This window comes from Gandjariella thermophila, assembly GCF_005405885.1.
Classification (GTDB): domain Bacteria; phylum Actinomycetota; class Actinomycetes; order Mycobacteriales; family Pseudonocardiaceae; genus Gandjariella; species Gandjariella thermophila.
Genome location: NZ_BJFL01000006.1, coordinates 13,465 through 32,834, shown reverse-complemented (window position 1 = coordinate 32,834; position 19,370 = coordinate 13,465). Strand labels below are relative to the sequence as shown.

Below are 19,370 nucleotides of genomic sequence, written 5' to 3'. Positions count from 1 at the left end.
CGGCCGAAGGCCGGTGTCGAGTTCGATGGTCGCAGGCCGCGAAGTTCGTCCAGGCGCTGGGCCTCGAACTGGAGTTCGCCACCGACCACAACTCCGGCCTGCTGCGCAACGGCGAGGGTCCGTACGTGTTCGTCGCCGAGGTGCCCCAGGACCGGGAACCCCGCATGCAGGTGGCGCTGAAGGTGGTCGACGCGGACGCGTTCCGTCCCGCTCCGGCCGTCGAGGTGGTCACACCGTTCGAGGACACCCATTACGGCACCAGGGAGATGACCGTGGGCGCAGATGCGGATGAACGCGACCATCGCGTCCATCGGCCGGTCGCGGAAGGGATTCCGCGGCCCGTGGGCTTCCAGGGAGAGGACGGTGTCCTCCCAGGTCATCCAGTGCATCGCGGCCTGCTCCCGCGGCCGGACGACCGGTGCCTCGGGCTGATGCGCTCCACGCCGTAGCGCCCGCCAGACGGCGGTTCGCCGGTTCGGCAGGCGGGTCAGGCGGGTGGCTCGGCCTGCGGGGTGGCCCGGCCGTCGACACCGGCCAGGTCCTCGGGGTCGAGGTCCTGGCCGTGTGTCGCGGCGTCGGCGTGCTCGGCGTCGTCGTGCACGTCGTGCAGGTCCTCCGGGTGCGCGCCGAGCACCCGTCGCTCCAGCGCGTCCAGTGTCTCGGCCGGATCGCGCCGCTCGCTCTCGGAGAACTCGCGGCCGTCCGGGTGTTCCTCGTCGCGCTGTGCCATCTGGTCTTCCTCCACGCCACCGGCGCCGGGCCCGGTGACGACCACGGGGAATGCCGGTCCGAACTCGGGTTACCCCGTGGCGGTGCGCGGCTATGCCTCGCCGAGCGCGCCCACCGGCACCGCCAGCGGCTCCGGCCGGGACTCGGGCGCGGAGTCGGGCTCGGGCTCGTCGAGGTCGGCGGCGAGTTCCCTGAGCAGGCCGGCGATCTCGCGTTCCAGGTCCTGGCAGGTGTTCGCCACCTCCTGGGCCTCGATCGCGTATTGCTCGATGGCCTCGGCGGCCTTCCGGATGGTGTCCATGGCCCGCTCGGTCGCCGGGCGGACGGCATGCGGGAAGAGTGGGTGGTTGCTCGGCGAGGCGATGCCCCAGCTGCCGGGGCCAAGCTGACCGGTGTCCGGCGCGCCGGCGGACGGCGCCTGGATGTGCGGCACCGCACCGGAGGGTGGCAGCAACTCGTCGGCGTCGATGACGAAGCTCTCGCTCACGGGTCGTCCTTCGTTTCGGATCAGCGGATGTGCGGAAACGAGTGCTGTCCGGCCGGGTCCGCGGCGTCGTGTGCGAGGACCGGCCGCGGCGGCGGGCGCGATACGTCCGCCCAGCACCATTAACTCACCAACCCCGCGCGAGGTTCCGGCCGGGGGTCGACGTCACACGAACGCACTGGTGGACCACCCGGACGCGGTGCGATGCGGAACACGGCTGGATGAATGGAGCCGCCGGAGGCAGCCGCCAGGGAGATAGATCCGAGGACCATGCCGCGATTCCGCGGAAATCGGCCGGTGTGCTGTGGGACAACCCCTCCGTCACGAGACGGCGGCTGACCGGCGCGGATGCTGCCCGGCGTGTACCGGTCAGGCACGACCGGAGTGCCGGGTCCCGATCGCGCCCCGGCGACGCGATCGCGGCGCGCGTTCAGGAACGAGCACTGAGAGCGGGCGGCACGGGCGGTGTTCCTCCTCGCCCGCCCGTGCCCCTTTCCCAGCTCAGGAAATCCGGTGCAGCACGGCGGGGCAGTAGCCACGTTGCTCGCCGTCGCCGGGTGCCCGCCACCAGCGGGCCAACTCGTCCCGGGCGGTGCGGTCCGCCCGGCCCAGCTCGTCCAACCGGTACTCGCCGTCGCGATGCGGCCGCAGGGCCAGCCGGGTCCGGCCGAGCAGCAACTCCACCGGGCCGCCGTTCCGCCGCCACAGCACCGGTTCCTGCCGGTCCTGCCGCGCGGCGTCAACCAGCCGCTGCCACACCGGCGGATCGGCGCGCACCGCGACCTCACCGGGCAGCGGCCAGCGGTGCTGCCAGCTCGCGCCGAGGTCCTCGGCCAGCCGCCGGGCGATGGGCCGGTACACGTAGTCGCGGGTGGCGGTGTCGATCGCGTGACGCAGGTAGCCGGCCAGCCCGTCCAGGGCGCCGGTGCCGTCCAGCCGGGCGCCGAGTTCGGCGCCGGGCCCCGCGTCCATGCCGTGCTCGGCGTCGAAGGTGGCGGTGAACAGCATGCCGTGCCGGCCGTCGGCGACCACGGCGTTGGCGTGGTTGACGTCGTCGGCGACGATCTCCACGCCCAGCTCGTGCAGCAGGCCGGCGTCGCGCCGGTGCGGGTCGCACTCGTTGCGGGCGCGGACCAGCATCCGCACCCGCACCCCCCGGCCGATCGCCCCGGCGACCGGGTTCACCAGCAGGTCGGGCCGGCCGAGCATGCCGTTGAGGGTGAACCCGGCCAGCAGCAGGTCCCGCTCGGCCCGGCCGATGACGTCGTGCACGCCGTCCAGCACGCCCCGCCGGTCCGGACCGGTCCACAGCACCCCCGGCCGAGTGTCCACTGTGGCCACCGGCACGTCGAAGTCCGCCGGCACCCCCTCGTGCCGCACCGGTTCGGCGTCCTCGCCCGCGTCGGGCATTCGCAGGGTGCAGCCGGACAGCCACATCCGGGCGAACAGCCGGGCCAGCCGGTCCACCTCGGTGGTGTCGCCGATCACCACGCCGACCTCGCCGAGCCGGGTGAACGCGGCGGTGTCCAGGTTCGCCGTGCCCAGCCACGCGGTCTCGTCGTCGACCACGACGAACGCGGCGGGGCAGTTCGGGTGGCCGCGCACCCGCACCCCACTGCCGGCCAGGAAGCCCACCCGCCGCCGGTGCGCCGCCGCCTGCTCCCGGACCTCCTCCGACGTCTCGTCCCCGGCGGCGAGCCGGGCGAGGCCACGGGCAAGGCCGGCACCGTCCAGCTCGCTGATCACGTAGACGCCGCCGGGCAACCGGTCGGCGGTGGCCGCCAGCGCGTCCACCACTTCGTCGTCACCGAGCAGGAAGCTGGTCACGAACACCTTCCGGCGGGCCGAGCGGATCAGCTCCAACACCGCCTCCCGCAGCGTGCGCGGCGATCCGCGGAACGTGCCGCAGAACCGCCAGGTCCGCTCGCCCTTCACCGCGGGCAGCGGCCGCTGCTCGGCCCCGCGCAGCAGGAAGAACCCCTCCTCGGCGTGCAACCCGCCGAGGTCCAGCCGGTGCGCGTCGGCATCGCCCGGCGCGTCCGTCCGATGTGGACCTTCTTCGGGAGCCGTCAGGTCCGGTCGGGTCGCCGGCGTGGTGCGGCGCCGGTCAGTTCCGCGCATAGTCGAAGTCCTCCGCCTCGCGCAGGGCGTGCACCATCCGCCGGTGCCCGAGCTGCCACGCCCGCCGCCACACCGCCTGCGGGCCGCCGACCTCGCGCACGGTCTCCGGTTCCGCGGCCACCACGTCCACCGCCCCGGCCGGCCGCTCGGCCAGCCGGCCGACGAACTCCTCCAGCGCGAAGATCCGCTCCGCCTCGTCGTCGGCCGGGGTGAACTCCACGGTGCCGAGCAGGTGCACTTGCTCGGCCCGGATCTCCAGGCCGACCCGGCGGGGAAGCGCACCCTGCCTGGTTACCGCCTGTGCGTACCGGCCGGTGAGCGCGAGCGAGAAGCATCCCGGCCCGGCCGGCCGCAGCGCGTCGGCCGGCAGCGCGACGCCGGTGAGCGCGCGCACCGCGGCGGCCCGGTGCTCCGGCTCACCGGGCCGCTCCGCGATCCGCCGCCATGACTCGATCAGGCCCTCGGCGCCGCTGATGTCGACGGTGCTCGGCGCGTCCGCGTCCTCGCCGCGCCGGTGCCACGTCACGGTGAGCGTCGCCTGGGGTCTTTCCTGGTCGAGCAGCACGGTGGCGGTGCCCTCGACGGCCGGGCACACCGGAACCGACGGCCGCAGGTTCCCGCCGGCGATGCTGTTGATCGGCTCGTCCGGCGTGCCGCGCGGATCCAGCGCCACCACGGACGCGGGCAGGTTGGCCACCCGCCGCTCGCCGATCCGGCCGGACAGCAGCCCGTGCAGGGTGGTGCCGTGCAGCTCGGCGGGGATCGGGGCGACCCCGAACGGCGCCGGGCCGTCCCGCTCGAAGTCGGCCAGGGTGTCCTCGACCACCAGCAGGTCGTCGGTTTCCGGGAGGTAGAGGAAGTCCAGCGCGGTGCTGCGCCGCTGGCTCACCGTGCCCTCGTCGAGCGCCCGCGCGGCGTCGCCGCCGGCGACGAAGTCGCCGTCCCGCGGCGCCAGCAGGTCGATGGTGCACAGCCGCCGGCCGAGGGCGGTGAAGGCCAGCTCGGGCAGGCCGGTGAGATCCTCGAAGGTCGCCGCGTCCAGGCGGCCCAGCTTGGTGGCCGCCTCCACCATGAACCGGTCCACCGGGTCCAGCTTCACCTGGTCGACCTCGACCACGGACACCTTCCGCCACCACAGCATGGGCAGCCGCACCCAGCTGATCCGCAGCGCCGGCGGCCCCTCGGGCGGGGCCTCGTCCACCGGCCGGAACTCGATCACCGCTCGCTCCCGCGGCGCCCGGGCGCCCAGTCGTCGCGCCGGGTCACGCCGCCCCGCTCGCAGAGCCGGAACAGGTTGGCGTAGAAGGATTCCGGCGCCTCCGCCGCACCGCCCAGCCGGCGCAGCGTGTCGCCGTGGCCGATCAGCACCAGCGCCTGCCGCGCGCTGGTGCAGGCGACGGCGAGTCGGCGCGGGTCCCGCAGCTCGCGGGCGAACCCCTCGGGAGGCCGGCCGTTGCCCGTCCGGAGTGGACTGTCCGCGAGCGCGACCCGCTCACCGGCCGGCGCGGGGCCGGTCGCGGTCGGGCGGGGTGCCGTGGAGCTGGGCGCGGCTCCCGCCGGCACCGCGGACACCGGCGTCTCGGGCGCGCCCTTCCCGGCTGGCCGGCCGAACGCGCGGCAGAACGACACGATCATCACGTCGGCGCGCTGGCCGCGCAGCCGGTCGATCGAGTCGACCACGGTGAACTCCAGGTGGCCGAACCCGGGATACCGGGGATGCCCCAGCTTGCGCCGGATCAGCCGGGCCTGGGCCGGGTAGAAGGTGAGCACGCCGACCCGCCGCCGGCCGTTCGCGCCGCCGGCCTTCAACTCCTCCTCCCACTGCTGGCACACCCCGCGCACCCAGTCCGCCTCCAACTCGTTGACGAAGCCGGCCGCGCCGTCCGGCGTGTCCCACGGCTCCGGGGCCGCGGTGGTGTCCAGGAACGTCACCGGGTCGCCGAACTCGGCGGGCGCGGTGCCCGCCGGCTCGCCGCTCTCCGGTGCCGGGGTGTCGTAGCGGCCGCGGTAGACCGGTACCCGCACCAGCTCCGCCATCTCGGCCGGCATCCGCCGCTGCTGGATCAGCCGGCAGCGCAGCCGGCTGTCCACGTTGCGCACGCACCAGTCGAAGACGCTGGCCGTCAGCGGTTCGCGGATCGCGGTGACCAGCCGAGCCTCCGGCGCGTCCTGGCCGCCCGGCAGCCGCCCGAACTGCTCGGCGTAACCGCCGCGCAGCTCGTTCGCCCAGGCGCCGCCGTCGCGCAGGCCGCTGGCCAGGCGCAGCACCTCGGCGGCGCGAGTCGGGCCCAGCTCGCCGTCCTCGGCGTCCCGCCACGGGCCGGCGAGGTCGTCCACCGCGTCGGCCAGCGTGCGGCCGGAGGTCCGCTCGGTGCGGTGCAGGGCGGCCATCGCGTGCAGCCGGTGCTCGTCCTCGGACGCCGTCCGCGGCGGCAACGCGTTCTCGTCACCGAACATGATCCACCGCCGGGCGCGGCGGCCGGGGATCAGGAACTCCGCGGCGGTGACCGCGTTGGCGTCGTCCACGATCAGCGTGTCGTAGTCCAGCCCGAGGCAGTCCGGGTCGGCGCCGAACGCGGTGGTGGTGCCGCAGACCAGGTTGACCGCGCCGGACAGCGCGCGGCCCACGGCGGCGCGGGCCCGCTCCCGGTCCCTGGCCTCCTCCCGCCCGGTCAGGCCGACCAGTTCGAACCAGCGGCGCTGCAGCTCCAGCTTCTTGGTCAGCTCGGCTTCCTCGGTCTCCAGCTCGGCGATGCGCAGCAGCGCGGCGCCGGTGTCGTCGCGCAGGTGCTCGGCCCCGGCGCGCTGCAACCGGTCCGCCGCCTCCTCCAGCCGGGGCAGCACCGACTCCAGCGTCCGCTCCGCGTCCGCCGCCCTGTTCCGCTCGCGTTCCTCCCGGTCGGTCAGCGAGTCGACCTCGGTCTCGTGCCGGCGCAGTTCCTCGTCGTAGCGCTCGGCCACGGCGATGTAGGCCTCCACGGCGAGCATCCGCTTGCGGTGGATCCCGCGCCACGCGGACCGCATCTTGCCGGCCGGGCCCATGCCGATCAGCTCCATCAGCCAGGTCAGCGGGCCGCGCCTGCCCCGGCGCACTGCCAGGCTGTGCTCCACGGCCAGCTCGCCGCCCTGCGCCTTGGTCACCTCGGCCGCCGCCTGCGCGGTCTGCCGGCGCACCAGGTTCAGCCGGTGGGCGGAGTGCTCGCGCTGTTCGCGCAGCGTCTCCGCGTCCACCTGCGGCTCGTCCTGGCCCGCGTCGTCGAGTTCCTGGCGGGCCGCGGCGTGCTCGGCGTTGACGTCCTGCCACGCCACCAGCGCGGCGCGTTCCTCGGCGAGCCGCGCCAACCGCTGCTCCCACCGCGCCACCCCGCCGTTCGCCGGGGTGCGCACGTCCTTGAGGAGCATCGCGTCGTAGCCGGCCTTGGTGAAGCCGCGCACGTCCTCGGCGACCAGGGCGTCCTTGCGGGACAGCCGTAACGGCACCACGCCGGGTTCGCCGGCCAGCCGGCGCAGCACGTCGTCCACCGCGAGCGGGTTCGGTGCGGTCAGCAGCACCCGCTCGCCGCGCGCGGTCAGCCTGGTGACCAGCTCGGCGATCACCTGTGTCCGCCCGGTACCGGGCGGGGCGTGCACGAAGAACGCGTGCGGCGCGGCCAGCGCACCCGCCACCGCCCGCTGCTGGTCCTCACCGAGCGGCCGGCGGTCCGGGATCACCTCGGGCAGCTCGGCGGGGGTGGCCAGCTGATCCGGTTGGCACAGCAGGGCGGCCAGGTTGGCCCATCCGCCCGCGCCGCCGTCGCCGTCGAGGAACCTGCGCAGCGCCTGGGCGTGCGGCCGGAGGCGGAAGTGCTCGGTCTGCGCGACGACGACGCGGGTGCCCGGTGCGAACCGGCGGCGCAACTCGGCGGCCCGGTCGGCGTCGTCCGGAAGCATCAGCACGACCACGTCGTCCTGCGCCTCGGCCAGCATCAGCCGGGTCCGCTCGTCCTTGCCGTCCGGGCACACCGCGAGCAGGCAGCCCTCCTCGGCGGCGAACGGCAACGGCTCGTCCAACCGCACCACCAGCTCACCGGACAGCGGGTCAGCCGAGGGGAACCAGCGGCTGCCGGACACCACCACGCCGGCCCGCCACGCCGTCGGGCCGGCCGCGGCGCACCGCTCGGCCAGGTCCAGGAAGGCGCGCAGCGGCCCGTACCGGCGGCGCGCCGCGTCCCGCAACTCGTCGTCACTCCGCGGCGTCGGAATCACCCCGGAGAAGCCGGGCAGGTCGTCGTCGGCGCGGCGCCAGACCAGCCCGTCCAGGCGGTACCGGCCCACCTGCTCGTGCGCCGCGCCCTCCTTCCGGTCGGCCCGTCCGCTGGCGTCCTGCCCCGTCCGCTGCACGTCTCGCTCGAACTCACCACCGCTCGCGCTGGCCACGGCCGTCCCTCCCTGTCGGACCCCGCCAAGGTCCACCGGGCACACCGGCACGATCGCGGGCCACCGACGCTGGACGCCGGCCACGGCCGCGCCGCCGGGTCACCACCCACAGGTACGCGCCAGTTCCCCATCCGGTTCGGGCCCGTTCCACCTCGCAGGACGGGAGAGCCCTCGCCCAGGTGCGGACTTCAGGTGGTGAGTAGGCCGACGCCCAGGGAGACGACGCCGGCGGCCAGCGCGAGGGCACCGGTCCAGACCAGCCAGATCAGCTTGTTGGGCCGGACGACGTCGCGCCCCATGGAGGAGAAGAAGAAACCGCCGGGAATGAGCAGTGCCGCCACGGGCACACCGAGGCGGGCGAGCCATCCGGTCGCACCCGGCAGCGCCGCGGCGTCCGCCAGCACCAGGCACACCAGGCTCAACGTGACCAGCACGCCGGCGTGGCCGTGCCCAGCCCGGGCGAACGTCTTCTGGAACTCCGTCATCGGCACCGCGCCGCGGGCGATGCGGGTCATGAAGTAGCCACCGAACTCGATGGTCACGATCGTCAGCAGCACGATCCCCGCGATGACTCGGGTCTCCGTGCTGAGCACCAGCGCTGGCATCCCTACTCCCGTCGCCCACGATGTCGTAACACTGTTACTAAACAACGTTACGAATTCCGCGTCAAGACCGTCCGTGTGGATCGGTAGGTCGCCACGCCGACCGACGGCCTGCCGGGCTATCGGTTGGCCTGCCGACGTGCCGCGACGGCGTCCGTGTACGTCTCGCTGGACAGGTCGGACTCGCTGACCCCGAGCTCCGCGAGCACGGCGCGGACCACGCGCAGTGCATCCGCCACGTCCTCGGTCCCGACGATCGTCTCCAACTCGATGAAGACCTCATCGCCCAGCTCCGGCACGCGTACCAGAGTGGCCAGTAGTTCGCGACCATGGGCGGTGAACCGGTAGTTCGTGCAGCGCTTCTCGAAGGAGAGGAAGTTCTCGACGCCCAGCGCCGCAAGCGCCGTGGCGATCACTTCGGCGTCTCCGACGGTTGTCTCGTGTTCGGGTTTCGAACCGCTGGCCGCGTCGACCGGAGGCTCCTTGTAGGTGAGTATCGACCGTCGCCGACCATCGGCGGTTTCGACGGTGCGTAGCCGCAGTTCCCGCCCGGCGTTGGAGAGTCGGCGGTCCGGGTAGTCGAAGTAGCGATCCCAGTACGTGCTGACCTCCGGCCGCGCGCGCTGGTCGAGCCGCTTCCGCACGGCGTCGGCATCCCGCACACGTGCCTTGAGCTCCGCCTCCACCGCCATTGCTACCTCCCGCTTCACACGACACGCCGCGCCGTACGGCGAAGCTCCCCCATGAACCTACGAAAGCCGCGATGCAGGGCACCATGCGGCGAGCCAGCGATGCGGTACATCGGTGAGGTATGCCCCTCGTGAATCTCTCCGAACGCTGAAACGAACAGAGTGTTGTCAAGTCCGATCACGCGCCAGGTTGGCAGTAGGTCGTAGATGTGGCCCTCCACGTCCACGCCTGCTGCCGCCAGTTCACGGAGCCGTTCGATGGACAGTCGAATGCCGCTGCTGAAACTGCCGTAGCTCTCGCCGACCTCGCTTGCGCGGCGGTGTGCGGCTTCGCAGTCAGGGTCGAGTAGTAGGACGCGAACCGTTGGCGCCCCAAACTTGACAAAAGACCGCAGAATCGAGTCGTTGAGTCCGATAATCCCGAGGCCGCGCACGGCCAATATGTCCACTTCTTTGGCGGCGTTGGCCAGGCCTTGTATGTCGGACAGTGCCGTAGACTGAGTCGGGTACACGGCAATCAATTCGGCCCTGCCGCTTGCGCTGAGATGATCAAGCCCGGCTGGGTGCCTTGGTGCAAGTCCCATGAGCATCCGCGCGTCGTCCGGCATGCTGAGGCCATCAGCTATCCGTTCGAACAGATCCAGTGTCGTAACAGCGCGAGTGTTCCGGACAATCTCGCTGACCCGTCCTTGCAGCATCCCCGTGGCAATCGCAATCCTTGACTGGCTGGCTCCTGTGTACCGCTGAGCAGCGCGGAAGAGCGCGGAAACGTCACGGGTACGGAGGGCATCGCGTACGTCCTCCCGCTGCCACGCCCACGCTGGCAACACAAGCGGCACTCCCGTCGACTCGGCCACATGATCACCTTACATCTCACCGTGAGATGTATATGGCGGTATGGGCTGAGCGGCGATCTTCGGTCGACAGTTGGGTCACCGTGTCGGGAGGTGATGGATCGTGGTCGAGGTCGATCCGGTGGTGCGCATCGCGGTGCTGGTCGGCGCCCTTGGCATCGTGCCGGTGGCACTGACAGTGGAAACACTCGTGCACGGCTTGATGCGCTGGTGGACCCGATCGATCACCGTCACCGTCGCACGCGCCCGGATCTCCAGTTGGTGCGCGTGTCTTGCTCGTCGGCTGCGCTCTGCTCGACCTCCGGTCGACCCGTCGCGCCCCCGGGGCGGCCGGCCGTCGGCGGGCACGGACTCGCCATTCCTCGCCCCCGTGCCCGCCGACCAGCAGAAAGGACAGTCGCGGTGACGCCACCGATCCTGCTGGTGCGCCTGAGGTCCGGCGTGGTCGGTGAGTCCCGCCGGGTCGTGCACGTCGTGCCCTGCCCGGACGTGCCGCGCATACCCGATGTGCTGGTGGCCTACTGCGGTGCCGAGATTCGGGCGGGTGTTGCCGAGTTGCTGCCGAGGCCGTGCGGAATGCCGTGTACCGCCTGCCTGATCAGCGCACCGTTGCCGGCATCGGCGCCGGTCCCTGCCGGTGACTGAGGTTGGCGGATGCGGAGCGCCGCGTGTGCCGCCGAGGATCAGGCGTCGTTGGCGGCGAAGCGTTCGAGGTAGCCGGTGACGAGGTCGATGCCCTGCTCGATCACCCAGGGGTCGCCGCGCAGGTCACGTTCGAAGGCGACCTGGAACACCCGGTCGCCGACCTCCACGGCCAGCTCGGCCACCCGCAGCGGGACCTCGGGGTCGACCAGCCCGGCCCTGGTGGCGTAGTCGTGCAGCGTGCGGGCGATCTGGCGGTTGTGCGCCCGGCAGAACTCCACCACCGCGCGGTTGGTGCGGCCGCGCCACCAGATCATCACGAACGCCGGCCGGCGGTGGTAGACGCGGACGAAGGCCCGCATGGTCGCGGTGATCAGCGAGCGGAGGGTGGGTTCCTCCAGTGCGGCGACGGCCTCGGCCACCTGCTGGTCCATCTCGGCGGTGTCCCGCTGCACGAGCGCCAGGATGATCTCGTCGCGGTCGGCGAAGTACTGGTAGAGCGACGCGACCGGGATGCCGGCGCGGGCGGCGATGGCCCGAGTGCTCAGGCCCGCCACACCGTTGTCGGTGATCAGCGCGGCGGCGGCGTCCAGGATGCGCGCGAAGCGTTCCCGGCTGCGCTGCTGGGTGGGGGCGCGCCGGCTGGTGACCGAGCCGGCAGCGGGCCTTGCGGTAGCCATGGCACCACTGTACAAATACTCGAACCTGACTCGGGTTCAGCTTTCTCGCAGGGGGCCGGCGCGTGAGGGAGTCTCGATGGGACGACTGGACTTCAGCCGCAGGAACCTGCTCGGTGGGATAGCCGCCGCCGGCGCCCTTGCCGCCACGGGCGGGCTGACCGGGACCGCGTCCGCGAGCACCACCGGCCGGCTACCGTCCACTGTGGACGTCGTCGTGGTGGGCGGCGGGATCTCCGGCCTGGTGGCCGCGCGGCGGATCGCCGCGGCCGGCCCGTCGGTGCTGGTGCTGGAGGCCCGCGACCGGGTCGGCGGCCGCACACTGAACCACACGCTGGCGAACGGCTCGGTGGTCGAGTCCGGCGGCGCGTTCGTCGGCCCCACCCAGGACCGGGTGCTCGCGCTGCTCGCCGAACTGCGCATCCAGACCTTCAAGGAGTACGCCCAGGGCGACAACGTCTACGTGGCCAACGGGCTGCCGCCGCAGCGCTACACCGGCACGATCCCGCCCGACCCGACGATCCTGCCCGACGCCGCGGTGCTGCAGACCCGGATCGACCAGATGTCCCAGCAGGTCCCGGTCGACGCGCCGTGGACGGCTGCCAACGCGGCCGACTGGGACGCCACCTCGCTGCACGACTGGATCAAGTCCACCACGGTCAACCCGAACACCGCCAAGCTGATCGAGTCCTACCTCCAGCCGCTGCTCGGCGCCGACGCCCGGGACGTCTCGCTGCTGTTCTTCCTGTGGTACATCGCGACCGAGGGCGACGAGCGCAACCCCGGCACGTTCGAGCGCTCGGCCGGCACCAGCGACGGCGCCCAGGACTCCCGGATCGTCGGCGGATCGCAGCTCATCTCGATCCGGATGGCCCAGCAACTCGGCGACGCCGTCGCGCTCAACGCCCCGGTGCGGAAGATCAGCCAGAACGGCTCCACCGTCACGGTCACCAGCGACCGCGGTGTGGTCACCGCGTCGAAGGTGATCGTCGCCGTGCCGCCACCGCTGGTGGTGGGCATTGACTGGGATCCGCTGCTGCCGCCGAAGCGGCTGCAACTGCTGGAACGCATGCCCATGGGCGCGCTGATGAAGGTCGACGCGGTGTACGACACGCCGTTCTGGCGCGCGGCGGGCCTGTCCGGCATGGCGGTGAGCGACACCGCCCCGGTGCGGGTGTGCTTCGACAACTGCCCGCCGGACGCGTCGGTCGGCGTGCTGATGGCCTTCATCGGCGGCGCGACCTGGGCGGACTGGGGCAACCGACCGCTGGCCGAGCGGCGCGCCGGCGTGCTGCGGCAGTTCGCGCAGTTCTTCGGTCCCCAGGCGCTGAACGCTATCGACTACGTGGAGCACGACTGGACGCACGAGCGCTGGTCGCTCGGCGGCCCGGTGGCCGGCATGGGCACCGGCACGATGCTGCGGTACGGCTCCACCATCCGGCAGCCGTTCGGGCTGGTGCACTGGGCCGGCACCGAGACGTCCACCTACTGGTCCGGTTACATGGACGGCGCGGTGCGGGCCGGCGAGCGCGCCGCCGCCGAGGTGCTCGGGTGAGCGACCGGGCCGAGGTCGCGGCCGCCTGCCGGCGGCTGGCCGCCGAGGGACTGCTGATCGGCACTGCGGGAAACGTCAGCGTGCGCACCGGCGACCGGGTCGCGGTGACCGCCACCGGCGCGGTGCTCGCCGAGATCACCGCCGAGCAGGTCACCGTGGTGGACACCGCGGGCGCCGTGGTGGCCGGTGAGCTGGCGCCCACCTCGGAGCTGGACCTGCACCTCGGCGTGTACCGGCGGTACGGCGCGAGCGCGGTGGTGCACACCCACGCGCCGATGGCCACCGCGCTGTCCTGCGTGCTGGACGAGGTGCCGTGCGTGCACTACCAGATGCTCGCCCTCGGCGGGTCGGTGCGGGTCGCGCCGTACGCCACCTTCGGCACCCCCGAACTCGCCGAGTCGGTGCTCGCCGCGCTGGACGGCCGGGCGGTGGCGCTGCTCGCCAACCACGGCGCGGTCACCCACGCCGACACCCTCGACAGGGCCGTCGAGCACGCCCTGCTGCTGGAGTGGGCGTGCGGCGTCTACTGGCGTGCCGCCGCGCTCGGCACCCCGCGCGCGCTGGACGAGCGGCAGCAGGCCGCCGTGATCGAGGCCGCGATCGCGCGGCAGTACGGCACCACACGGAAGGCTGAGCGCCGATGAACGTGATCACGCTGGGCGTGCATGTGCTGGACGTGCTCCTCCGGCCGGTGGACGCCATTCCCGAGGGGCAGGGCGCCGCCCTGGTCGACGACATCCGGATCACCGCGGCCGGCACCGCGGGCGGCACCGCGCTCACCCTGGCCAAGCTCGGCGCCTCGGTGCGCAGCGCAGGCGCGATCGGCGCGGACGCCACCGGCGACCTGCTGGTGCGGTTGCTGCGGCGGGCCGGCGTCGACACCGAGCTTCTCGTCCGCCGCGCGGACACCCCCACCTCGGCCAGCGTGCTGCCGATTCGCCCCAGCGGCGAACGGCCGTCGCTGCACCTGCTCGGCGCCAACATCACCTACGGTCCGGAGGACGTGCCGTGGTCCGCGATCGAGCGGGCCACCCACCTGCACCTCGGCGGGCCGGAGTTGATCGGCGCGGAGACCGCCGCCCGCATCCTGTCCTTCGCGCGCGGGCACGGCGTGGTGACCTCGGTGGACCTGCTCGCCCCTGGCGCCATGGGCAGTCTCGACCTGATCGCCGCCGCGCTCCCGTACACCGACTACATCCTGCCCAACGACGACCAGGCGCTCGGCTTCACCGGGGCGGACGACGTGCTGGACGGCGCGCACACGCTGCTCGACGCGGGCGCCGGAACGGTCGCGGTCACCTGCGGCGCCGACGGCGCGCTGATCGTCAGCGGGGACCGGGCGGACCGGGTACCCGCGTTCGCGGTCGACGTGGTGGACACCACCGGATGCGGTGACGCGTTCTCCGCCGGCTTCCTGCGCGGCGTCGCGCTGGGCCGGTCGCCGGTCGACGCCGCGGTGCTGGGTGCGGCCGCGGCGGCGCTGGTCGCGCAGGGCCTGGGCAGCGACCACGGTGACTTCGACCTGGCGGCGGCCGACGCGTTCGCCGCGAGCACGCGACCCCGCTCCGCCGATGCGGCCGGCGACCCGCGGTGAGCTTTCCGACCGGCACACAATCCGTTCGCGCCGGACCGGGCGAATCCCGAGCCGGACGCCTGCGGCCCTGCCCGGTCGTAGGGTAAGGAGTCGTGCGGCCGGGCGGGCCGTCCTGCCCGGCTCAGCCCAGTCACCCGAGAGGATCTGCATCTGAGCGCGCCGCTCGCGGAGGCCCTGTCCGCCGCCCTGCTCCTGCTGGTGCTGGCCTTCGCGGTGATGCGGCCGTGGGGCTGGGCCGAGGCGGTGGTCGCGGTGCCCGCAGCGGCCGTGCTGATCGGCACTGGGGCGGTACCAGTACACCAGGCCGCCGCCGAGACCGCGCGGCTGGGCCCGGTGGTCGGCTTCCTGGCGGCGGTGCTGGTGCTGGCGCACCTGTGTGACGCCGAGGGACTGTTCCGCGCGTGCGGGGACTGGATGGCCCGGGCCGCCGCGGCCAAGCCGCGGCGGCTGCTGGTCCAGGTGTTCGTCACCGCGGCCCTGATCACCGCCGTGCTCAGCCTGGACGCCACGGTGGTGTTGCTCACCCCGGTGGTGTTCGCGACCGCCGCGCGGGTTGGCGTGCGACCCAAGCCGCACGTCTACGCGTGCACCCACCTGTCCAACACCGGGTCCCTGCTGTTGCCGGTGTCCAACCTGACCAACCTGCTGGCGTACGCGGCCAGCGGGCTGAGCTTCACCCGGTTCGCCGCGCTGATGGGGTTGCCGTGGCTGGTCGCGATCGCCACCGAGTACGCGGTGTTCCGGCGGTTCTTCGCCACCGACCTCGGCGCCGGGGCCCCGCCGCCCGGTGCCGGGCAACCGCCGGAGCGCCCGGTGTTCGCGCTGGCCACCGTGGCCGGCACGCTGATCGGTTTCGTGGTCGCCTCGGCATTCGGCGTGCCGCCGGCATGGGTGGCCGCCGCCGGCGCGCTGGTCCTCGCCGCCCGTGCCCTCCCCGGCCGCGGTACCAGCCCGCTCGCCGTCGTCCGCGCGGCGGCGCTGCCGTTCCTGCTCTTCGTGCTGGCGCTGGGCGTCGTGGTGCGTGCCGTGGTCGACAACGGCCTCGCCCGGGCGCTGGATGATCTCATCCCCAGCGGCGCCGGGCTGCTCGGGCTGCTGGGCACCGCCGCGGTGGCCGCCGTGCTGGCGAACGTGATCAACAACCTGCCCGCCGTGCTGGTTCTGCTGCCGCTGGCCGCTCCGGCCGGTTCCGGTGCGGTGCTCGCCGTGCTGCTGGGCGTGAACATCGGCCCCAACCTCACCTACGCCGGCTCCCTGGCCACCTTGCTGTGGCGGCGGGTCATGCGTGCCCACCGCACCGAGGTGGACCTCGGCGAGTTCACCCGGCTCGGCCTGCTCACCGTGCCGGCCAGCCTGGTGCTCGCCGTGGTGGCACTCTGGGTCTCGTTGCGGGTGATCGGAGGCTGACCGATGGCCGTCGTCGTCTGGGTCGTCGAGGGCACCTGGCCGGCGTGCGTGGACGCCGCCCGCACGCATGTGCCCGAGGGGACCGACATCGTGCTGCTCCATGTCAGCGGACCGGACGTCCCGGGCGCCGGGCACGGTGCGTATGCCGGCCTGCTCGGCCGCGGCCATCCCGAACTCGACCCCGGTACCCGGATGGAGCGGCTGGCCGCCACCTCGGCCGAGCGGCTGCTCCGGGCCGCCGCCGAGCGCCTGGGCCGGCCGTGCACGCGGGTGGAGCGCGCCGGCCGCGTCGAGCGCGAGGTGGTGGCCGCCGCCGAGCGTGCCGACCTGCTCGTCCTGGCACGCGACGGTGACCGCACCCGCCTCGGACCCAGAAGCCTCGGCCACACCAGCCGCTTCGTGGTGGACCACGCCCCGTGTGCCGTGCTGCTGGTCTGGCCCGAGCCGGCGCCCGACCTCGGCACGATCCCGCCTCCGCCGCACCATCCCTGACACGCGCGCCCGCTGCCCGGACTCGCCGATCCCCCTCGCGCCTTGGCGGATTCCCCGCGTCCGTGCCAGAGTGATCCGCTGCGGTGGTTCGGTCCTTGTCTTCGGCAAGGGGGGTGTCGATGAGCTCCGAACAGTCCTCTCCCGAGGACGTCCGGGGGGATGCCGGGATCCCCCTGCGAGGTGCGGAGCACTGCGCGGCGGCCGGTGAGCATGGCAGTCACCGATGCTGCGATTCGTGCGGCCAGCCGCTGGGGTTCTGGGCGGTGGACCGGATGACCGGGTTGCTGGACCGGTGGGGATGGGACACCGAGGCGCCGCGAGCCCTGGCGCTGGCCAACCGCTCCGGCCGCACCACCGCGCTCCTGCTGATCGACCTGGACCGGTTCAAGGACGTCAACGACCGGTTCGGCCACCACGCCGGCGACCAGTTGCTGCGATCCGTCGCCGACGTGCTGCGGCGGTGCACCGGGGACGGTGACCTTGTCGGCCGTTACGGGGGCCACGGCGGCGACGAGTTCCTGCTCCTGCTGCCGGGCACTGACCTCGACGCCGCCGTGGACGTCGCCTGCCGTATCCGCGACGGCATCAGGTCGCTGGTGGTCACCGCCAGCGTGGACGCCGACACGGCGGTGACGATCCGGCACATGACCGCCTCCGTCGGGGTCGCCGTCCGCCACCCCGGCGAGGACCCGGACCTGGCCGCGCTCGTGATGGGTGCCGACGCGGCCCTGCGGGACGCCAAGCGCCGCGGCCGCGACCGGGTGGGAACACCGGCCCCGACCGGGCCCCGGGACGCGGCGCACCAGCCGCGGGGCGAAGTGACCGCGCGGCACGGCGTCGTGGCTGGCAGCCGGCGAAGACGGCACCCGCTCACCACCCGGCATGCCCAACCGTGGCCGGTGGCGCACCGCCACGCCGCGAACCACCGGACGCTGCCACGGCGGTTCCCGGTCGCGCCCCGCACGCTGGCTTTCGCGCTCGCCGGCCTGGTCGCCGGACTCTCCGCCGTCCTGGCGATCGCCATGACGGCGAACACCGACCAGGCCGTGGACACGGCTTCCCCGGTGCGCGGAGCCTCGAGCGCCCCACCGGCGCCGACCAGCACCTCGCCCCCGGCGACACCGGCAGCGCAGAACTCCGCGGTACCCGCGCCCACCGCACAGCCGCATGCGCGGCTGACGCCTCGCCCGCCGAGGCCACGCCCGCCACGGCCGGCGACCACCCCACCGCTGGCCGGCCCGTGGTTGGCGGCGTGCCCGTTCATGACATCGGCCTGGCTCAGCGCCCAGGCCGAAGCCCTCGGCTGCCGAAACTGACCGCCGCGTCGTCGCCAGCCTCGAGCGATCACGTGCGTGCGCCCGGACCGAACCGCCCTTGGCCAACCCGCCGATAGTCGGGTTGACATCGACATGCTCCGCTGCTTTTCTCTGCCTTCGGAAACCTTCTTTACAAACTGTGCACCGGGACTGATCTTCCCCGCTGGTCGACCGTGCACCGCCGTTGCCGGCCAGCATGGGCGTCCCGGAGCCAGGCAGACGGAGGTGTTCGAATGCGAATCCTGGGCAAAGCCGTGTTCCTGCTGTTACTCGTGGCCGCGCTCGCCGGCCAGGGTGCTGGGGTGACCCTCGCCGCGGGCAGCGGCCTGGACGATCCGCGCAAGAAGGACATCGCGCGGCAGATCGTGTCCAGCAACGAGAACTCGTCGCTGGACTGGCGGGCGCAGTTCACATACATCGAGGACATCCACGATGGGCGCGGCTACACCGCCGGCATCGTCGGCTTCTGCTCCGGTACCGGCGACATGCTGGACCTCGTCCGGCTGTATACGGAGCGGAAGCCGGACAACGTCCTGGCCAAATACCTGCCGGCCCTGGAGAAGGTGAACGGCAGCGACTCACACGAGGGTCTGGACCCGGACTTCCCCGACGACTGGCGTATGGCGGCGGAGGACCCGGACTTCCAGCAGGCGCAGCTCGATGAGGTGGATCGCGTCTACTTCAATCCGGCCGTAACCGCGGCCAAGCAGGATGGCCTGCGCGCGCTCGGGCAGTTCGCCTACTACGACGCGATCATCATGCACGGTCGGGACGGGTTCGACAGTATCCGCTCCGCGGCCATGGCGGTCGCGCAGCCGCCGTCCCAGGGTGGCGACGAGGTGGCGTACCTGAACGCCTTCCTGGACGCACGCGTCGAGGAGATGAAGAAGGAGCCCGCGCACTCCGACACCAGCCGCGTGGACACCGAGCAACGCGTCTGGCTCCAAAACGGTCAACTCGACCTCGATCCACCGCTGCACTGGAAGGTCTACGGCGAAAGCTACACGATCGACGGCTGAGCTGCGGACATGCTTCTCAGACACGGAATCCGTTGACCGTGCCCGGCCCGGTCAAGACGCCGCCGACGGGCACGGAGACCGACGCCCACATCGGGCACGCCACACGTTTTGCCGCCGCAACCCCGCACGTTTCCCAGCAGTCCGGGAGGACGCAGTGATCCGAAAAACTGTCGCTCTCATACTCGCGTTAGGCGCGGTGCTCGCCGTACCGGGAGTCGGGTAAGCCGCTGCCCATCCGAGCACCCCCGTCCGGCCGGCGAGCACGACCTACAACATGCTCGTGACCCTGTACGGGGCACGGGACAACGACCCGCCGGGCAGTAGCGACATCTCCTACCCGCAGATCCATTCCCAGGCCGGTGGCACCGGAACCTACGACGATCCGATCACCTTCGCCACCGACAAGGACGAGCTGTTAGACGGCGAACAGCACGGCGTGGATGTAGACGAACGGCATGGAACCGCTGCCAGGGTGTCATGAACTACGACGCGCGATGTTCGAGCTCCCTCATGGCACCGAACCAGCGGCGGGTCCTACACAAGAGGCGGTAACCGCGCTGACCTGTGCTGCCTTCGGTGGGACTCGAGAGTTCTCACCACAAGATCCATCCACCGGGAGAGGACTTCACCCTGATCGTCTATCGTGTCCCTGAGGATGGTGGTGTCCTGCTTCGGGTGGTGGTTTGACCCATATCGTGCCTGGCCGTGATGCTTGAGTGTGATCCGGCGGTGATCGAGGTCGCCATTCCACTTCGCCCGCATCGTGCGAGAGA

At 72.6% G+C, this 19,370-nt stretch carries 20 protein-coding genes; 11 read left to right on the top strand and 9 right to left on the bottom strand.

Annotated features, from left to right (window positions below; all coding sequences use genetic code 11):
• Positions 1 to 125 precede the first annotated feature (125 nt).
• Positions 126 to 449, top strand: coding sequence for a hypothetical protein (locus FFT21_RS30515; RefSeq protein WP_307722907.1), 324 nt, complete (start codon positions 126 to 128; stop codon positions 447 to 449).
• A gap of 38 nt (positions 450 to 487) precedes the next feature.
• Here FFT21_RS30515 and FFT21_RS08530 read toward each other — a convergent pair whose 3' ends face one another.
• From FFT21_RS08530 to FFT21_RS08495, 8 genes are all read right to left on the bottom strand, one after another.
• Positions 488 to 730: a hypothetical protein gene (locus tag FFT21_RS08530; protein ID WP_137813244.1), complete on the bottom strand. Its 243-nt coding sequence runs from the start codon at positions 728 to 730 to the stop codon at positions 488 to 490.
• Between the two features lie 90 nt (positions 731 to 820).
• Complete coding sequence (locus FFT21_RS08525; RefSeq protein ID WP_137813243.1) at positions 821 to 1,216, bottom strand: hypothetical protein; 396 nt, start codon at positions 1,214 to 1,216, stop codon at positions 821 to 823.
• 498 nt (positions 1,217 to 1,714) lie between these two features.
• Positions 1,715 to 3,334: a phospholipase D-like domain-containing protein gene (locus FFT21_RS08520; RefSeq protein ID WP_137813242.1), complete on the bottom strand. Its 1,620-nt coding sequence runs from the start codon at positions 3,332 to 3,334 to the stop codon at positions 1,715 to 1,717.
• Positions 3,321 to 4,553: a hypothetical protein gene (locus FFT21_RS08515; protein ID WP_137813241.1), complete on the bottom strand. Its 1,233-nt coding sequence runs from the start codon at positions 4,551 to 4,553 to the stop codon at positions 3,321 to 3,323. The genes FFT21_RS08520 and FFT21_RS08515 overlap by 14 nt, the downstream gene beginning before the upstream one ends.
• Positions 4,550 to 7,750 (bottom strand): AAA domain-containing protein, encoded by a 3,201-nt coding sequence (locus FFT21_RS08510; protein WP_137813240.1) that lies wholly within the window; start codon positions 7,748 to 7,750, stop codon positions 4,550 to 4,552. The genes FFT21_RS08515 and FFT21_RS08510 overlap by 4 nt, the downstream gene beginning before the upstream one ends.
• A 188-nt stretch (positions 7,751 to 7,938) precedes the next feature.
• A complete protein-coding gene (locus FFT21_RS08505) occupies positions 7,939 to 8,355 on the bottom strand; it encodes a hypothetical protein (RefSeq protein WP_137813239.1) in 417 nt (138 codons plus the stop codon).
• A 116-nt stretch (positions 8,356 to 8,471) separates the two neighbouring features.
• A complete protein-coding gene (locus FFT21_RS08500; RefSeq protein ID WP_137813238.1) occupies positions 8,472 to 9,044 on the bottom strand; it encodes a class IV adenylate cyclase in 573 nt (190 codons plus the stop codon).
• 14 nt (positions 9,045 to 9,058) lie between these two features.
• On the bottom strand, positions 9,059 to 9,898 hold the full coding sequence (locus tag FFT21_RS08495; protein WP_137813237.1) for an XRE family transcriptional regulator: 840 nt from the start codon (positions 9,896 to 9,898) through the stop codon (positions 9,059 to 9,061).
• 100 nt (positions 9,899 to 9,998) lie between these two features.
• Between FFT21_RS08495 and FFT21_RS08490 the strand changes: the two genes are divergently transcribed.
• On the top strand, positions 9,999 to 10,301 hold the full coding sequence (locus FFT21_RS08490) for a hypothetical protein (RefSeq protein ID WP_137813236.1): 303 nt from the start codon (positions 9,999 to 10,001) through the stop codon (positions 10,299 to 10,301).
• The gene (locus FFT21_RS08485) at positions 10,298 to 10,540 is read left to right on the top strand and encodes a hypothetical protein (RefSeq protein ID WP_137813235.1); all 243 of its coding nucleotides are present in this window, start codon (positions 10,298 to 10,300) and stop codon (positions 10,538 to 10,540) included. Before FFT21_RS08490 ends, FFT21_RS08485 begins: the two co-directional genes overlap by 4 nt.
• A gap of 38 nt (positions 10,541 to 10,578) precedes the next feature.
• Here the strand turns inward: FFT21_RS08485 and FFT21_RS08480 are convergent, their stop codons facing one another.
• Positions 10,579 to 11,217: a TetR/AcrR family transcriptional regulator gene (locus FFT21_RS08480; protein ID WP_137813234.1), complete on the bottom strand. Its 639-nt coding sequence runs from the start codon at positions 11,215 to 11,217 to the stop codon at positions 10,579 to 10,581.
• A 76-nt stretch (positions 11,218 to 11,293) separates the two neighbouring features.
• Between FFT21_RS08480 and FFT21_RS08475 the strand changes: the two genes are divergently transcribed.
• The 8 genes from FFT21_RS08475 to FFT21_RS08440 all read left to right on the top strand — a co-directional run bounded on the left by FFT21_RS08475 (position 11,294) and on the right by FFT21_RS08440 (position 19,078).
• Positions 11,294 to 12,769: a flavin monoamine oxidase family protein gene (locus tag FFT21_RS08475; protein ID WP_137813233.1), complete on the top strand. Its 1,476-nt coding sequence runs from the start codon at positions 11,294 to 11,296 to the stop codon at positions 12,767 to 12,769.
• A complete protein-coding gene (locus tag FFT21_RS08470; RefSeq protein WP_137813232.1) occupies positions 12,766 to 13,413 on the top strand; it encodes a class II aldolase/adducin family protein in 648 nt (215 codons plus the stop codon). The genes FFT21_RS08475 and FFT21_RS08470 overlap by 4 nt, the downstream gene beginning before the upstream one ends.
• Positions 13,410 to 14,363 (top strand): carbohydrate kinase family protein, encoded by a 954-nt coding sequence (locus FFT21_RS08465; RefSeq protein WP_137813231.1) that lies wholly within the window; start codon positions 13,410 to 13,412, stop codon positions 14,361 to 14,363. Before FFT21_RS08470 ends, FFT21_RS08465 begins: the two co-directional genes overlap by 4 nt.
• Positions 14,364 to 14,561: 198 nt before the next feature.
• The gene (locus FFT21_RS08460) at positions 14,562 to 15,770 is read left to right on the top strand and encodes an SLC13 family permease (RefSeq protein ID WP_264081632.1); all 1,209 of its coding nucleotides are present in this window, start codon (positions 14,562 to 14,564) and stop codon (positions 15,768 to 15,770) included.
• A 3-nt stretch (positions 15,771 to 15,773) separates the two neighbouring features.
• Positions 15,774 to 16,262, top strand: coding sequence for a universal stress protein (locus tag FFT21_RS08455; protein WP_137813229.1), 489 nt, complete (start codon positions 15,774 to 15,776; stop codon positions 16,260 to 16,262).
• Between the two features lie 272 nt (positions 16,263 to 16,534).
• Entirely contained in the window at positions 16,535 to 17,578 is a 1,044-nt protein-coding gene (locus tag FFT21_RS08450; RefSeq protein ID WP_192909438.1) for a GGDEF domain-containing protein, read from the top strand.
• A 233-nt stretch (positions 17,579 to 17,811) separates the two neighbouring features.
• Entirely contained in the window at positions 17,812 to 18,597 is a 786-nt protein-coding gene (locus FFT21_RS08445; protein WP_137813227.1) for a chitosanase, read from the top strand.
• Positions 18,598 to 18,871: 274 nt separating this feature from the next.
• Positions 18,872 to 19,078, top strand: coding sequence for a hypothetical protein (locus FFT21_RS08440; RefSeq protein ID WP_137813226.1), 207 nt, complete (start codon positions 18,872 to 18,874; stop codon positions 19,076 to 19,078).
• Positions 19,079 to 19,370 lie beyond the last annotated feature (292 nt).

Bases quoted from the DNA above. Each gene is read 5' to 3' on its own strand.
- FFT21_RS08500 (WP_137813238.1), bottom strand. From the start codon at position 9,044: ATGGCGGTGGAGGCGGAGCTCAAGGCACGTGTGCGGGATGCCGACGCC.
- FFT21_RS08440 (WP_137813226.1), top strand. From the start codon at position 18,872: ATGCTCGTGACCCTGTACGGGGCACGGGACAACGACCCGCCGGGCAGT.
- FFT21_RS08465 (WP_137813231.1), top strand. From the start codon at position 13,410: ATGAACGTGATCACGCTGGGCGTGCATGTGCTGGACGTGCTCCTCCGG.
- FFT21_RS08450 (WP_192909438.1), top strand. From the start codon at position 16,535: ATGACCGGGTTGCTGGACCGGTGGGGATGGGACACCGAGGCGCCGCGA.
- FFT21_RS08480 (WP_137813234.1), bottom strand. From the start codon at position 11,217: ATGGCTACCGCAAGGCCCGCTGCCGGCTCGGTCACCAGCCGGCGCGCC.
- FFT21_RS08455 (WP_137813229.1), top strand. From the start codon at position 15,774: ATGGCCGTCGTCGTCTGGGTCGTCGAGGGCACCTGGCCGGCGTGCGTG.
- FFT21_RS08520 (WP_137813242.1), bottom strand. From the start codon at position 3,334: ATGCGCGGAACTGACCGGCGCCGCACCACGCCGGCGACCCGACCGGAC.
- FFT21_RS08475 (WP_137813233.1), top strand. From the start codon at position 11,294: ATGGGACGACTGGACTTCAGCCGCAGGAACCTGCTCGGTGGGATAGCC.
- FFT21_RS08445 (WP_137813227.1), top strand. From the start codon at position 17,812: ATGCGAATCCTGGGCAAAGCCGTGTTCCTGCTGTTACTCGTGGCCGCG.
- FFT21_RS08530 (WP_137813244.1), bottom strand. From the start codon at position 730: ATGGCACAGCGCGACGAGGAACACCCGGACGGCCGCGAGTTCTCCGAG.
- FFT21_RS08505 (WP_137813239.1), bottom strand. From the start codon at position 8,355: ATGCCAGCGCTGGTGCTCAGCACGGAGACCCGAGTCATCGCGGGGATC.